Consider the following 14,040-nt stretch of genomic DNA (forward strand, 5'->3'; position numbering starts at 1 on the left):
GGTTGTGATGGATTCCATGCTTGAACTGAGCGTTGTGCCGTTCGATTCCGGGTTGTCCATCACGCTGAAGGGTGATCTGGACCAGCAGGCGGAACCGAAAATACGGTCCATCCTCAATTGGGAGGAAGGGCTCGGCGACGGGCGGCGTTATCTGATTCTGAACCTGCACGAGGTGAATTTCATCAACAGTGCGGGCATGGCGCTGCTCATCCGCATTGCCAGAACCGGCCGGAAGCGCGACTACCACACGTTCATCTGCGGCGCTTCGGCGCATTATCAGAAACTGTTCCGCATGGTCGGGCTCACCGAATACGTCATGCTGTATCCGGACGACTATGCGGCGATGCAGCGGATCGAAGCGCTGGAGAGCGGCGTGACCGGCGCCGGGCAGGTTTGACGATGCCGGAGGCGCCCGGACCGATGGGTCCGGAACCGGGGATGGCTACCGGCAACTCGCAAGCGGGGTGGAGGACATGAACGACCGCGCGGCGGAACGGCTGCTCAAGGCGTGGCGCCATCTCTTCAAACTGGATCCCGACCGGTACCTATCCGATTCGGCGCTGGACGCGGTTTGCCGGTCCGGAACGGACGCCGTCATCGTCGGCGGTTCGACCGGCGTGACCTTCGACAACACGGCCGATCTCCTGGCCCGCATTCGGCGCTACGAAGTGCCGTGCGTGCTGGAACTGTCGTCGGCGGACGCGGCCGTACCGGGGTTCGACGCGTATCTGGTGCCGATCGTGCTGAACGCCGGTACGGCGGAATGGATCGCCGGCCGGCAGGCGGAGGCGATCGCCGCCTACGGTTCGATGATTCCGTGGGACGTGACGATCGCCGAAGGATACATCATCCTGAACGGCGGCTCGGCGGCTGCGAGGCTCACGGGAGCCCGCACGGAGATCGGCGGGCGCGACGTGCTGGCCTACGCCCGCCTGGCGGACCGGCTGATGCGGCTGCCGGTCGTATATCTCGAATACAGCGGGCGCTTCGGCGACATGGAGCTGGTCGAGCGGGTGCGGGCCGACCTGAAGGGCGCGCGGCTGTTCTACGGCGGCGGCGTCACCGACGCGGAGCGGGCGCGCCGGGCGGCCGCGGCGGCGCACACGGTGATCGTCGGCAACGTGATCTACGAGCGGCTGGACGACGCGCTGGCGACCGTCGCGGCGGTCAAGGGCACGCCCCCGCCGGCGTGACGGAGCTTCCCGCGCCTGCCTTGCCTTCCGGCCTTGATGCCCCGTCCGCCAGGGCCCCGACCACGATGGTCCATCCCCCGGGCCCAACCCGTCTTTCCGCATTCCTCCGTTCGGGCAGCGTGGCGGGGTTTCATCTTCCGCCAACCGCTCCCGAACTTCGTGCTTCGCATCCACGGCGGTCCGCCGCCTCTCCGTCCGCATTCCGCATTGCGCGCAGATAACCGTCCGCATCCCTCCCCGGCCGCAAATTGACACGCCCGGTGCGGTCGACTAGACTGAGAACAGGCGAACAACCATGCGAACAGAAGGAGTTCTGCCATGTTCAGTTCCATCGACCTCGACCAGGCGGTCGAGCGGCTCAACCCGCGCCAGCGGGAGGCCGTTCAGACGACGGAGGGCCCGCTGCTCATCGTGGCCGGCGCGGGCAGCGGCAAGACGCGCGTGCTCACGCACCGGATCGCGTACCTGATCGGAAAGAAGCGCGTCGCCCCCTGGAACATCCTGGCGATCACGTTCACGAACAAGGCCGCGCGCGAGATGCAGGAGCGCGTCGAGGCGCTCGTCGGCCCCGGTGCCGCCGACATCTGGGTGTCGACGTTCCACTCCATGTGCGTCCGCATTCTGCGGCGCGACATCGAGCGGCTGGGCTATACGAAAAACTTCACGATCCTCGATTCGGCGGACCAGCTCTCGGTCATCCGGGCCTGCATGAAGGAGCTCAACTATGACGTCAAGAAATTCGAGCCCCGCATGATCCAGGCGAAAATCAGCGGGGCGAAGAACGAGCTCCTGTCCCCCGAACGGTACATGGGCCGCAAGGGCGATTACGTCGACCGCATCGCCGCCGAGGTGTATCAGCTCTACCAGAAGCGGCTCAAGAGCAACAACTCCCTCGACTTCGACGATCTCATCATGGCGACGATCGACCTGTTCAGGGCGGAGCCGGACGTACTCGAGTTCTACCAGAACAAATTCCGCTACATCCACGTCGACGAATACCAGGACACAAACCACGCGCAGTATGTGCTGTGCCGGATGCTTGCCGAGCGGCATCGCAACATCTGCGTCGTCGGCGACAGCGACCAGTCGATCTACCGCTGGCGCGGCGCCGACATCACGAACATCCTCAACTTTGAAAAAGATTACCCGGAAGCGGTAACGATATTGCTTGAGCAGAACTATCGGTCGACCGCCAACATCCTGAACGCGGCGAACGCCGTCATATCCCGGAACGTCGGCCGCAAGCCGAAGAATCTGTGGACCGACCGCGGGCCGGGCGAGCCGATCCGCGTCTGCCAGGCCGAGTCGGAACACGAGGAAGGGCTGTACGTCGCGAACGAAATCCGCAAGAACCGGGAAGCCGGGCGCCGGTATTCCGACCATGCGGTCCTGTACCGGACGAACGCCCAGTCCCGCGTCATCGAGGAAATGCTGATCAAGGCGGAGATTCCGTACCGCATCGTCGGCGGCATCCGGTTCTACGAGCGCAAGGAGATCAAGGACCTGCTCGCGTACCTCCGGCTCGTCTCGAACCCGCACGACGACATCAGCCTCGAGCGGATCATCAACGTGCCGAAGCGCGGCATCGGCGAGACGACGTTCGCGAAGCTGGCGGCCGAGGCCGCACGGCGCGGCACGTCGATCTTCGGGGTGCTCGGCAATCCCGAAGGGCTGGACGTGACGGGCAAGACGCGGGCGGCGCTCGAGGAATTCCGGCGGATGATCGAAGACCTGTCGCGGATGGTCGACTACCTGTCCGTGACGGAGCTGACGGAGCAGGTGCTCGAGCGGACGGGCTACCGCGAGGAACTCCTGCGGGAGAACACGCTCGAGGCCCAGTCCCGGATCGAGAACATCGACGAATTCCTGTCCGTCACGAAGGACTTCGAGCAGCGCAGCGAGGACAAATCGCTCGTCGCGTTCCTGACCGATCTCGCGCTGATCGCGGACATCGATACGCTGGACGACGGCGCGGACGGCGGGGATGCGGAAGACGCCGTCATCCTGATGACGCTGCACAGCGCGAAGGGACTCGAGTTCCCGATCGTCTTCATCATCGGCATGGAGGAGGGCGTCTTCCCGCACAGCCGGGCGCTGACGGACGAAGAGGAGCTCGAGGAGGAGCGGAGGCTCGCCTACGTCGGCATCACGCGCGCCCAGGAGCGGCTCTATCTCACCTGCGCACGGATCCGCACGCTGTTCGGCCGGACAATGGCCAATCTGCCGTCGCGCTTCCTGGCGGAGGTGCCGGACGAGCTGAAGCAGCACGATTCTCCCGATCGTTCGTTCGAACGGGGTTACTCCCGCTTCGGCGGCGCTGCAGCCGGAATCGGCCGGCGCGGCGGCTTCGGCGGCGGATATGGCGCCGGGTCCGGAGCCGGGATCGGCTTTGGCGCCCGGGGTGCCGCGGCGGCCACCGGAGCCGACGGCGCGCGGACGTCCGCCGGCGCCGCCCCTTCGGGCGGAGGCGCGGCCGGCGTGTCCTTCGCGCCCGGCGACAAGGTGAACCACGCGAAGTGGGGCGTCGGCACGGTCGTCGCCGTCAAGGGAGAAGGCAACGACCGGGAGCTGCAGATCGCGTTTCCGGCGCCGGTCGGGGTGAAGCGGCTGCTCGCCGCCTTCGCGCCGATCACGAAGCTGTAGCCTGTCAGGAACCGCAAGCCCGACGCAATCGTGAAAGTGGGGGTGCGACCGTGGCTATTCAGGAAAAGCTGGACCGGATGGCCCGGCTGGTGGATGAGATCAATTTTCACAACCGGAACTACTACACGCTCGACAGGCCCGTCATCAGCGACAAGGAGTACGACGCGCTGTACGACGAGCTCGTCGCGCTCGAGCGGGAGACGGGCGTCGTGCTGCCGGATTCGCCCACGCGGCGGGTCGGCGGCGAGATTCTGAAGGGCTTCGAGCCGCACCGCCACAAGGCGCGGCTGTGGAGCCTCGACAAGGCGCAGACCGTGGAGGATCTGCTTGCCTGGAACGCCCGCGTGCTGAAGGCGATCGCGGACTACAACGCGCAGAACCCGGACCATCCGCTGCCGAAGCCGACCTACGTGATCGAGCTGAAGTTCGACGGTCTGACGCTGAACCTGACCTATGAGAACGGCCAGCTTGTGCAGGCCGCGACGCGCGGCAACGGCATCGTCGGCGAAGGTATCCTGCCGCAGGTGAAGACGATCCGGACCGTGCCGCTCACGATTCCGTTCAAGGGCCTCATCGAGGTCCAGGGCGAAGGGATCATGCACCTGTCCGTCTTCGAGGAGTACAACCGGACGGCGGCGGAGCCGCTCAAGAACCCGCGCAACGCCGCGGCCGGCGCGCTGCGCAATCTCGATCCGCGCGTCACCGCCGAGCGGAAGCTGAACGCCTTCTTCTACAACGTCGGCTATTCGGAGGGCATCTCCTTCGCGACCCACGAGGAAATGATCCGGTTCCTGAAGGACAACGGCTTCCTCGTAAACGACTATATCGCCTATTTCGACCGGATCGAGGACGTGGCGGAGGAACTGAAGCGCATCGAGGAGCGGCGCGGCAGCTTCGATTTCCAGATCGACGGGGCGGTCGTGAAGCTCAACGACATGCGCACGCGCGAGGTGCTCGGCTACACGGACAAGTTCCCGCGCTGGGCGATCGCGTACAAGTTCGAAGCGGAGGAAGCGACGACGGTGCTGCTGGCCGTCGACTGGCAGGTCGGCCGCACCGGCAAGCTGACGCCGATCGCCCGCGTGGAGCCGGTCGAGCTGGCCGGCGTGACGGTGCAGAACTGCACGCTGAACAACATGGGCGACATCGAGCGCAAGGGGCTCAAGTACGGGCTCGGCACGCGCGTCTGGATCCGCCGCTCGAACGATGTGATTCCCGAAATCCTCGGCCGCGCGAGCGAAGAGGAGGGCGGCGAGATCGTCTGCCCGACGCATTGCCCGGCCTGCGGCTCGCCGCTCGAGCAGCGGGGCGCGCACCTCTACTGCAACAACCGGCTCGGGTGCAAGCCGCAGATCGTCGCACGCATCACGCATTTCGCGTCGCGCGACGCGATGGACATCGAGACGTTCAGCGTCGCGACGGCCGAACAGCTTTATGACGAATGCGGCGTGCGCGATCCGGCGGACCTCTACGATCTCACGAAGGAGGAGCTCGTCGCGCTGGAGCGGTTCGGCGAACGCAAGGCGCAGAAGCTGCTCGACGCGATCGAGCGGTCGAAGGAGCGCGACCTTGCTTCCTTCCTGTTCGCGCTCGGCATTCCGAACACGGGCAAGGCGACGACGAAGATGCTTGCGGACCACTACGGCAGCCTGGACGCCGTCATGGCGGCGAAGGCGGAGGAGCTTCGGCAACTGCCCGATGTCGGCGAGATCGTGGCGGAATCGATCGTCGGCTTTTTCGCCGATCCGGTGAACCGCGAGAGCATCGCGCGGATGCGCGCGGCCGGCGTGAAGGCGGAGGCCGGGCGGCCGGCGGCCGTTCGGACCGACAGCGTCTTCAGCGGCAAGACGGTGGTGCTGACCGGCACGCTGTCATCGATGACGCGGGATGAGGCGACGAAAAAGCTGGAGGCGCTCGGCGCGAAGGTGGCCGGCAGCGTGTCGAAGAAGACCGACTTCGTCATCGCGGGCGAAAGCGCCGGCAGCAAGCTGGCGAAGGCGCGGGAGCTCGGCATTACGGTCATCGACGACGAGGCGGAGTTCCTGCGGATGCTGGGCGAGTGAGCGGAGTTCCCGCGGATGCGGGCAGAAAGGGCACATGAAGCGGAGAAGCGGGCCGCAGGGGCGGTCCGTTTTTTCATGCAACGGATGGCCGGCCTTCCGGCAACCCCGGCGCGTCCGGCCGCATAACGCCGCGCGGGCGGTGCAGATGCTAACGGCTGAATTCACCGAAAGGGGGTGCCGGTCTTGGCGAAGAAAAACCGCGCCGGCAAGGCGGACGAGCAGACGACGAAACTGAACCGGCTGCCCGCCGACGATACGGAATTCGCGGGCGAATACGCAGCGGAGCAGAGGAAGAAGCAGAAGTCGAAGAACGCATGACGCCCCGCGACGGGCCGACGCAAAATGGATCGCCCATCCGGAGTGGTTGCCGGATGGCGGCACGTTGAACGGACCAAAGCAAATCAAGGGCCGCATCCCGCACGGGAGCGGCCCTCGTTTTCCGCCCGGTCCTGGTTCGGGTTCAGTGCACGGTCTCGTTCTCGATGACGAATTCGTCGATCAGCTTGTTGCGGTACATGAGGGAGAGGTTCAGGCCGTCGTACTCTTTTTCCTTGTCCAACTCCCGCATCAGCACCGCCGCGATCGCGCCGGCGTCGTCGGCGTGCCGCCGCTCGCGGAAGTCGATAAACCCGGTCAGGCGCCGCTCGCGGATGTCGACCGTCGCCGTGCCGATCGTCCGGTTGCCGTCGGCCTTCGACCGGATCTCGTAGGTGAGCGCGTCGCCGTCGTCGCGGATCAGCCGGGCTGTGAAGTTCGCTTCTCCGCGCATCCCGGGCTTGATCGCGGCCCCGGCCTTCTTTCCGCGTCCGGCCTTCCGCGCCTGCTCTTCTTCATACGCCAGCTCCACCGTCTCGATCAGTTCGTCGTCATGGCGGTGGTCGATCAGGAACTCGTCGACCGAGTCTTCATCGAAATCCGAGACGATCAGCTCCGTGACCAGCTCGATGTCATCCTCGTCCGGTTCGCGGCGCCATTCCACGCTGCCCGTCACTTTGCCGTTGGCCGCACGCAGACGGGCTTCCGCGAGCAGACGGCTCCGGTCGTCGTAGACGTGATAGTGCAGCCGGTTGCGCCGCTTGCCGACGAGCACCAGCTCGTATTCCGCTTCGCCCCATTCCGGCTCCGCGTCTTCTCCGGCCGCTTCAATCGCATCGTCCGCCGTCACGATGAGCTGCTCATACGGACTGTACGTGACGAACACTTCGCACGTATCGATGTCCGCGGCCATCACGACGGACCGGACGTAATCGTTGATCCGCGCGAGCACTTCCCGCTTGTCGCGGGCGCGAACCGCTTCGCGGTCGAGCTGGACGGCCCCGGTCAGCCGCCCGCCTTCGCGCCAGACGAGCGCCATCGTGCCGGCGAAGCGGCCGTCCACGAGGATGTCGTTCACTTCGCCTCCCGCCGTCCGAAGATCGGGACGCAGTTCGAACCGCTTCACATTGATGCCTCCTTCGCCTGGGTATGTCGCTCCAACGACGCGGCGCGGATGAGGCGCCGACTGTGTCAGCATTCCCCGATTGCGGGCCGGTTCATTCCGGCATCGGGTGCCGGGCGCGCCTTGCCGTGTATCGTTGCGGGGCGTTTGTGTCCGCAGCGCACCTCTGCATCCCGCTGCCAACGGTACGCTGTACCGTTGAAGGGATCCGGAGCGCGTTTGTCCCCGCAGCGTACCACCGCATTTCGCCGCTAACGGTACGCCGCTAACGGTACGTTGTACCGTTGGAGGGATGCGGCGGGCACTTCACGCGCGTGTAACGGTACGGCATACCGTCGGAGGGCGCCCGGCTTTGCGGGCGATCGCGGCGGGCCGGGAGTGCCGCCGCTGCCGGAAAGTTCCGCCGCTTAAAAAGCCGGACTCCGCGGAACACTAGCCGTGCGGCGCTCCCCGCGAGGAGGCGACAGTTCCCGTGCATTTTCTGTTCAAATGGCTTCTCAACGGCATCATCGTGACGCTGCTTGCGGCCTGGTACGCGGACGTGACGTATCTCGCCGCCCTGGCCGCCGCTTCGGCGCTGGCGGCGATCGCGTATCTGGCGGGCGACCTCTGGCTGCTGCCGAAGACGAACAACACGGTGGCAACCGTCTCCGATTTCGCGCTTGCGGCGGTATTCCTGTTCGCCGTCAGGTACTTCTTCGACTGGGACCTCGGCTTCGGCGAAATTCTCTTCATATCGGCGCTCGTCGCCTGGGCTGAATGGCTGTACCATCGTTACGTTCTCGGCGGCGAGCTGAAGGTTCCGGGGTAAGGCCGGGCTGCGGCGGCTCGATATTCTCCGGTCGGGAGGGACGCAACATGAGCCGGTTGAACGATGTTGTCGCAAATCACGAGAATCTCGACAAGCTGAACGTCATACTGAAGCATTACGGCGTGAGCGCCGAGTTCGTCGCCCATACGCTGGCGGAGGGTTTCAGCCAGGACAAGGAGCTGCCGAAGGAGCTCATCGAAGACATGAAGCAATTCTGCGCCATGCTGTGATGCGCGAATCCTGGAGGTGGGGCGGCCGTGAACAGGATCAGGCGGATCGCGATCGGAGTCGCCTGCGCGGCGGCGCTGACGACGCTGGCTTTGACGGGCTGCGCGGGCGGCGGGAACGACGGCGATCGGATCGGCGCGTTCGGCACCGGGTACGGATCGAACGGCACCCGGCTGCTGGAGCGGGACGATGACGGCAGGCCGTCCGCCGGCGCGCCGGAAGAGGCCGGTCGCATCGGCGGACCGGCAACCGATGAGGTCGGCGGATACGGCCGGCGCGGAGCGAAAGGCGGCTTCGCAGGCGGCGTGAAGGAAGAGGGCGGCCCAAGCGCGGGCCGGATCGAGCCCGGTCTGTCCGGAGAACGGCTGCGATCCGGAAGCCGGAGCGGCGTTCCGGTCGGCAACGGATACGACGGCATCACCCCGGACGGCAAGGGCACGTCCGATCCGAAGGGCGCCGCGGCGGAAAACTCCGGCGGGGTCGCGCTGCAGCTCGGCGGCCTCCGGATTGCGGACGCCGAAGCGATGGCCGGGGACGGCGCCCGCGTGCTGCGGGTGACAAGCCCGGCGGCCCGCCAGGCGCTCTCGCGGCTGAGCCGGAATTTGCAGTCCGGCCGCCCGTGGGACCGGGCCGACGAGATTGCGAGGGATCTGCGCATCGTGCTGAGGGACGCGCGCTGACGGACGAACGGCCGGCCGCGCCGGCCGATTCGTACATAGAAAATTCGTGGAAACACCGCTTGACGGAGATGAAAAATCAGGTATAATAAAGTTAAGGTCAAAGATAGTCAAAGTCAGAACACCGGAAACGGTGGGTCGAATCGGTACGGTCAAAGGGAATACACAGTTTGGTCAAATCCGGCCGGCCATCGACTGGGGGGTGTGACCATGCGCAATATTTCCGACCTCATTGAGCAATATCTGAAACAGATGATCCGGGAGAGCGCGGAAGGGATCGTCGAGATCCAGCGCAACGAACTGGCGGACAAGTTCTCGTGCGTGCCGTCGCAGATCAACTACGTCATCGCCACCCGATTCACGCTGGAACGGGGTTACCTGGTCGAAAGCAAGCGCGGCGGCGGCGGTTACATCCGCATCCGGAAGCTGGAGCTGCCGGCCCATCAGCCGATCCATGAACACGTGCTGCGCACGATCGGCGGCCGCATCGATCAATCCGCGGCGGAAGGCCTGATCGGCCGCCTGGCGGAGGCGCAACTGCTCAGCGACCGTGAAGCGAAGCTGCTGAAGGCCGCCGTCTCCCGCGAGGCGCTGGCGCTCAATCTGCCGCTCCGGGACGAGCTCAGGGCGCGGCTGCTCAAGTCGATGCTGGTGGCGCTCTTGGCGGAAGGGAACTGATGCCCATGGCGCGGAAATGGAAATATTACAGAAGGAGGTCGTCCGGCATGTTGTGTCAGGATTGCGGGAAACGTCCGGCCACACTGCATTTCACGAAGATCGTCAACGGCGAGAAGTCGGAGTTTCACTTCTGCGAGGCCTGCGCGCGCGAGCGGGGGGAGCTGATCCCGGGCACGGCGAACGGATTCTCGATCCACAGCCTGCTCTCCGGGCTGCTCGATTTCGATCCCCCGGGCGGCGGAGCCGGGCATGTCTCGCATCCGCTGCGCTGCGAATCGTGCGGGCTCACCTACAGCCAGTTCAGCAAGGTCGGACGCTTCGGGTGCAGCGACTGCTACCGGTACTTCTCCGGCAAACTGGACGGGCTGCTCAAGCGGGTGCACGGCAACACGGTGCACGTCGGCAAGGTGCCGCAGCGCGCGGGCAGGATGATCCGTTCCCGGCGCGAGATCGACCGGCTGAAGCGGGAGCTGCAGGAACGCATCGCCCGCGAGGATTTCGAGAGCGCGGCCCGCATCCGGGACCGGATCCGCGAGCTCGAGCGGAGGCTGGCGGAAGGCTGACCGTCGTTCACCACCGGACTGAGAGGGAGGGGATGTGAGATGGAAAAGCGTCGTTTTGCGCGCGAAGCGATCAGCGAATGGATGCGGCACGGCGGACCGGATTCCGACATCGTGATCAGCAGCCGCGTCCGTCTGGCACGCAACCTGAGCGGGCATCCGTTCCCGATGCTGGCGACGAACCATCAGGCGCGGGAAGTGATGGAGAAGCTGACCGGGGCGGTCCGGGCGGGCAAGTTGGACGAGATCGGGAAGTTTGATATTTTTGTGTTGGATGATCTGACCGAACTGGAGAAGCAGGTGCTGGTCGAGAAGCATCTCATCAGCCCGGCGCTGGCGAACGAGTCGCGCTGCGGGGCGCTCATCCTCGACCGCACCGAATCGGTCAGCATCATGGTGAACGAGGAAGACCATCTCCGCATCCAATGTCTGTATCCGGGCTTCCAGGTGAAGGAAGCGTGGACGAAGGCGAGCCGGATCGACGACAAGTTCGAGGAAGCGGTCGATTACGCGTTCGACGAGACGCGCGGGTATCTGACGAGCTGCCCGACGAACGTCGGAACGGGCATCCGGGCCTCCGTCATGATGCACCTGCCCGCGCTCGTCATCACGCAGCAGATCAACCGCATCATCCCGGCCGTGACGCAGGTAGGCCTGGTGGTGCGCGGCATCTACGGCGAGGGCAGCGAAGCGCTCGGCAACCTGTTCCAGGTATCGAACCAGATTACGCTCGGACAGTCGGAGGAGGAAATCCTCGACCATCTCCACAACGTGGCGCGGCAGATGATCGAGCACGAGAAGGCGGCGCGCCGGCGTCTGCTGGCCGAGTCGCGCCTGAGGATCCAGGACCGGGTGTGCCGTTCCTACGGCATTCTCTGCCACGCGGCCGTCATCGACTCGAAGGAGGCGGCGCAGCGGTTGTCGGACGTGCGGCTCGGCATCGACCTCGGGCTCATCCCGGACGTGCCTCCGGCGGTGATGAACGAGCTGTTGGTGAAGACGCAGCCCGCTTTCCTGCAGCAGACGTTCAACGAGACGATGACGCCGGAGCAGCGTGACGTCCGCCGCGCGGAGATGATTCGGGAGCACTTCAGAAAATTCAGGTACGGAGGTGCGTGAGGTCATGATGTTCGGAAGGTTTACGGAGCGCGCGCAGAAGGTGCTCGCGCTTGCGCAGGAAGAAGCGGTGCGTCTCGGCCACAACAACATCGGGACGGAGCACATTCTGCTGGGGCTCATCCGCGAGGGTGAAGGGATCGCCGCGAAGGCGCTGACGGCGCTCGGCCTCGGCCTCGAGAAGATTCAGGATGAGGTGGAATCGCTGATCGGCCGCGGCCAGGAGCATCCGACCAGCATCGCCTACACGCCGCGGGCGAAGAAAGTGATCGAACTGTCGATGGACGAAGCCCGCAAGCTCGGCCACACCTATGTCGGAACGGAGCACATCCTGCTCGGCCTGATCCGGGAAGGCGAGGGCGTCGCGGCGCGCGTGCTGAACAACCTGGGCATCAGCCTGAACAAGGCGCGGCAGCAGGTGCTGCAGCTGCTCGGCAGCAGCGAGGTCATGTCGAGCAGCCACGGAGCGCCGACGAACGTCAACACGCCGACGCTGGACAGCCTGGCCCGCGACCTGACGGCGGCGGCCCGCGACGGCAATCTCGACCCCGTCATCGGCCGGAGCAAGGAGATCGAGCGGGTCATCCAGGTGCTCAGCCGCCGGACGAAGAACAACCCGGTGCTGATCGGCGAGCCGGGCGTCGGCAAGACGGCGATCGCGGAAGGGCTCGCGCAGCGCATCGTCGCGAACGAGATTCCGGAGACGCTGCGCGACAAGCGCGTCATGACGCTGGACATGGGTTCGGTCGTCGCCGGCACGAAGTACCGCGGCGAATTCGAAGACCGGCTGAAGAAGATCATGGATGAGATCCGGCAGGCCGGCAACATCATCCTGTTCATCGACGAGCTGCACACGCTGATCGGCGCCGGCGGCGCGGAAGGCGCGATCGACGCGTCGAACATCCTGAAACCCGCGCTGGCGCGCGGCGAGCTGCAGTGCATCGGCGCGACGACGCTCGACGAATACCGGAAGTACATCGAGAAGGACGCGGCCCTGGAGCGCCGGTTCCAGCCGATCATGGTGGAGCAGCCGACGCCGGAGGAGACGATCCAGATTCTGCACGGGCTGCGCGACCGCTATGAAGCGCACCACCGGGTGAAGATCACCGACGAGGCGATCGAGGCGGCCGTCCGGCTGTCGGATCGCTACATCACCGATCGGTTCCTGCCGGACAAGGCGATCGACCTGATCGACGAAGCGAGCTCGAAGGTCCGGCTCCAGTCGTACACGGTGCCGCCGAACCTGAAGCAGCTGGAAGCGCGGCTGGAAGAAATCCGCAAGGAGAAGGACGCCGCGGTCCAGAGCCAGGAGTTCGAGAAAGCGGCCGCGCTGCGTGACACGGAGCAGAAGATCCGCGAAGAGCTCGAGATGACGAAGAACCTGTGGAAGGAGAAGCAGGGCCGCACCGATTCCGAGGTGACGCCGGAGGACATCGCGCAGATCGTCTCGAGCTGGACCGGCATCCCGGTCAGCAAGCTGAAGGAGGAGGAGACCGAGCGGCTGCTGAAGCTGGAGGAGATTCTCCACAGCCGCGTCATCGGGCAGGATGAGGCGGTCAAGGCGGTCGCCCGCGCCATCCGCCGCGCCCGCGCCGGGTTGAAGGATCCGAAGCGGCCGATGGGCTCGTTCATCTTCCTCGGCCCGACCGGCGTCGGCAAGACCGAGCTCGCCCGGGCGCTCGCCGAAGCGCTGTTCGGAGACGAGAATGCGATCATCCGCATCGACATGTCGGAGTACATGGAGAAACATTCGACGTCCCGGCTCGTCGGTGCGCCTCCGGGATACGTCGGCTACGAGGAGGGCGGCCAGCTCACGGAGAAGGTGCGCCGCAAGCCGTATTCGGTCGTGCTGCTTGACGAGATCGAAAAGGCGCATCCGGAAGTGTTCAACATCCTGCTCCAGGTGCTCGAAGACGGCCGCTTGACCGACTCGAAGGGTCGCGTCGTCGATTTCCGCAACACGCTGATCATCATGACGTCGAACGTCGGCGCCGACCAGATCAAGCGGAGCTCGACCCTCGGCTTCACGGCGACGCAGGATTCGAGCCGCGAGTTCGGCCAGATGAAGGAGAGGGTGCTGGCCGAGCTGAAGAAGACGTTCCGTCCGGAGTTCCTGAACCGGATCGACGAGACGATCGTGTTCCATCAACTCGAGCAGGAGCACATCAACCAGATCGTCACGCTCATGGCGAACGAGCTGCGCAAGCGGCTGCGCGAGCAGGACGTCGACTTCGAGCTGACGGATGCGGCGAAGGAATTCCTCGCGAAGGAAGGCTACGACCCGCAGTACGGGGCGCGTCCGCTGCGCCGCGCGATCCAGAAGCACATCGAGGACCGGCTGTCGGAAGATCTGCTGCTCGGCAAGATCAAGAAGGGAGACAAGCTGACGATCGACGTGCGGGACGGCGGGCTCGTCGTCATCCCCACGGGTTCGATCGCTCCGGAAGAAGCGGCATCGAAATAACGGCAAACAGAAATAACGGTATAAACGGCCTGTCGGGGCCTGACGGCACCCGGCAGGCCGTTCTTTGTCCCGGGATCCGGACGCCGCGGTGTCCACCGCTCGGTTCCGTGCGGATCGCATGCGGCGAAAGCCCAAAAAAAGGCCGTCCCGACAACCGTCGGAACGGCAG

Annotated in this window: 13 protein-coding genes; 12 read left to right on the top strand and 1 reads right to left on the bottom strand. The window is 65.3% G+C overall.

Features of this window, described 5'->3' with window-relative positions; genetic code table 11:
- Nucleotides 1-7 precede the first annotated feature (7 nt).
- The 5 genes from A9Z00_RS10545 to A9Z00_RS10565 all read left to right on the top strand — a co-directional run bounded on the left by A9Z00_RS10545 (nt 8) and on the right by A9Z00_RS10565 (nt 6,217).
- Nucleotides 8-397 (top strand): STAS domain-containing protein, encoded by a 390-nt coding sequence (locus A9Z00_RS10545; protein ID WP_296976882.1) that lies wholly within the window; start codon nt 8-10, stop codon nt 395-397.
- Nucleotides 398-473: 76 nt separating this feature from the next.
- A complete protein-coding gene (gene pcrB / locus A9Z00_RS10550) occupies nt 474-1,193 on the top strand; it encodes a heptaprenylglyceryl phosphate synthase (RefSeq protein ID WP_296976884.1) in 720 nt (239 codons plus the stop codon).
- Between the two features lie 318 nt (nt 1,194-1,511).
- On the top strand, nt 1,512-3,836 hold the full coding sequence (gene pcrA, locus A9Z00_RS10555; protein WP_296976887.1) for a DNA helicase PcrA: 2,325 nt from the start codon (nt 1,512-1,514) through the stop codon (nt 3,834-3,836).
- Between the two features lie 77 nt (nt 3,837-3,913).
- Nucleotides 3,914-5,899: an NAD-dependent DNA ligase LigA gene (ligA, locus tag A9Z00_RS10560; RefSeq protein WP_296977143.1), complete on the top strand. Its 1,986-nt coding sequence runs from the start codon at nt 3,914-3,916 to the stop codon at nt 5,897-5,899.
- Between the two features lie 183 nt (nt 5,900-6,082).
- Nucleotides 6,083-6,217: a hypothetical protein gene (locus A9Z00_RS10565; RefSeq protein WP_296976889.1), complete on the top strand. Its 135-nt coding sequence runs from the start codon at nt 6,083-6,085 to the stop codon at nt 6,215-6,217.
- 142 nt (nt 6,218-6,359) lie between these two features.
- On the opposite strand, the gene A9Z00_RS10570 is transcribed toward A9Z00_RS10565, so the two are convergent.
- Nucleotides 6,360-7,340 (bottom strand): hypothetical protein, encoded by a 981-nt coding sequence (locus A9Z00_RS10570; protein WP_296976891.1) that lies wholly within the window; start codon nt 7,338-7,340, stop codon nt 6,360-6,362.
- Nucleotides 7,341-7,809: 469 nt separating this feature from the next.
- Here A9Z00_RS10570 and A9Z00_RS10575 point away from each other — a divergent pair, with 469 nt between their 5' ends.
- The 7 genes from A9Z00_RS10575 to clpC all read left to right on the top strand — a co-directional run bounded on the left by A9Z00_RS10575 (nt 7,810) and on the right by clpC (nt 13,871).
- Nucleotides 7,810-8,148: a DUF2512 family protein gene (locus A9Z00_RS10575; RefSeq protein WP_296976894.1), complete on the top strand. Its 339-nt coding sequence runs from the start codon at nt 7,810-7,812 to the stop codon at nt 8,146-8,148.
- A gap of 47 nt (nt 8,149-8,195) precedes the next feature.
- Nucleotides 8,196-8,378, top strand: a complete 183-nt coding sequence (locus A9Z00_RS10580; RefSeq protein ID WP_296976897.1) for a hypothetical protein — start codon at nt 8,196-8,198, stop codon at nt 8,376-8,378.
- A gap of 27 nt (nt 8,379-8,405) precedes the next feature.
- A complete protein-coding gene (locus A9Z00_RS10585; protein WP_296976898.1) occupies nt 8,406-9,056 on the top strand; it encodes a hypothetical protein in 651 nt (216 codons plus the stop codon).
- Between the two features lie 207 nt (nt 9,057-9,263).
- Complete coding sequence (locus A9Z00_RS10590) at nt 9,264-9,731, top strand: CtsR family transcriptional regulator (RefSeq protein WP_296976901.1); 468 nt, start codon at nt 9,264-9,266, stop codon at nt 9,729-9,731.
- A gap of 47 nt (nt 9,732-9,778) precedes the next feature.
- Nucleotides 9,779-10,294 (top strand): protein-arginine kinase activator protein McsA, encoded by a 516-nt coding sequence (gene mcsA / locus A9Z00_RS10595; protein ID WP_296976903.1) that lies wholly within the window; start codon nt 9,779-9,781, stop codon nt 10,292-10,294.
- A gap of 39 nt (nt 10,295-10,333) precedes the next feature.
- Nucleotides 10,334-11,410 (top strand): protein-arginine kinase McsB, encoded by a 1,077-nt coding sequence (gene mcsB, locus A9Z00_RS10600; protein ID WP_296976906.1) that lies wholly within the window; start codon nt 10,334-10,336, stop codon nt 11,408-11,410.
- A gap of 4 nt (nt 11,411-11,414) precedes the next feature.
- A complete protein-coding gene (gene clpC / locus A9Z00_RS10605; RefSeq protein WP_296976908.1) occupies nt 11,415-13,871 on the top strand; it encodes an ATP-dependent protease ATP-binding subunit ClpC in 2,457 nt (818 codons plus the stop codon).
- Nucleotides 13,872-14,040 lie beyond the last annotated feature (169 nt).

It is taken from the genome of Thermobacillus sp. ZCTH02-B1 (genome assembly GCF_002159085.1).
GTDB lineage: Bacteria > Bacillota > Bacilli > Paenibacillales > Paenibacillaceae > Thermobacillus.

Excerpts from the sequence above, each read along its gene's own strand:
- pcrA (WP_296976887.1), top strand. The coding sequence starts at position 1,512 with ATGTTCAGTTCCATCGACCTCGACCAGGCGGTCGAGCGGCTCAACCCG.
- pcrB (WP_296976884.1), top strand. The coding sequence starts at position 474 with ATGAACGACCGCGCGGCGGAACGGCTGCTCAAGGCGTGGCGCCATCTC.
- A9Z00_RS10580 (WP_296976897.1), top strand. The coding sequence starts at position 8,196 with ATGAGCCGGTTGAACGATGTTGTCGCAAATCACGAGAATCTCGACAAG.
- ligA (WP_296977143.1), top strand. The coding sequence starts at position 3,914 with ATGGCCCGGCTGGTGGATGAGATCAATTTTCACAACCGGAACTACTAC.
- mcsB (WP_296976906.1), top strand. The coding sequence starts at position 10,334 with ATGGAAAAGCGTCGTTTTGCGCGCGAAGCGATCAGCGAATGGATGCGG.
- mcsA (WP_296976903.1), top strand. The coding sequence starts at position 9,779 with ATGTTGTGTCAGGATTGCGGGAAACGTCCGGCCACACTGCATTTCACG.
- A9Z00_RS10545 (WP_296976882.1), top strand. The coding sequence starts at position 8 with ATGGATTCCATGCTTGAACTGAGCGTTGTGCCGTTCGATTCCGGGTTG.
- clpC (WP_296976908.1), top strand. The coding sequence starts at position 11,415 with ATGATGTTCGGAAGGTTTACGGAGCGCGCGCAGAAGGTGCTCGCGCTT.
- A9Z00_RS10590 (WP_296976901.1), top strand. The coding sequence starts at position 9,264 with ATGCGCAATATTTCCGACCTCATTGAGCAATATCTGAAACAGATGATC.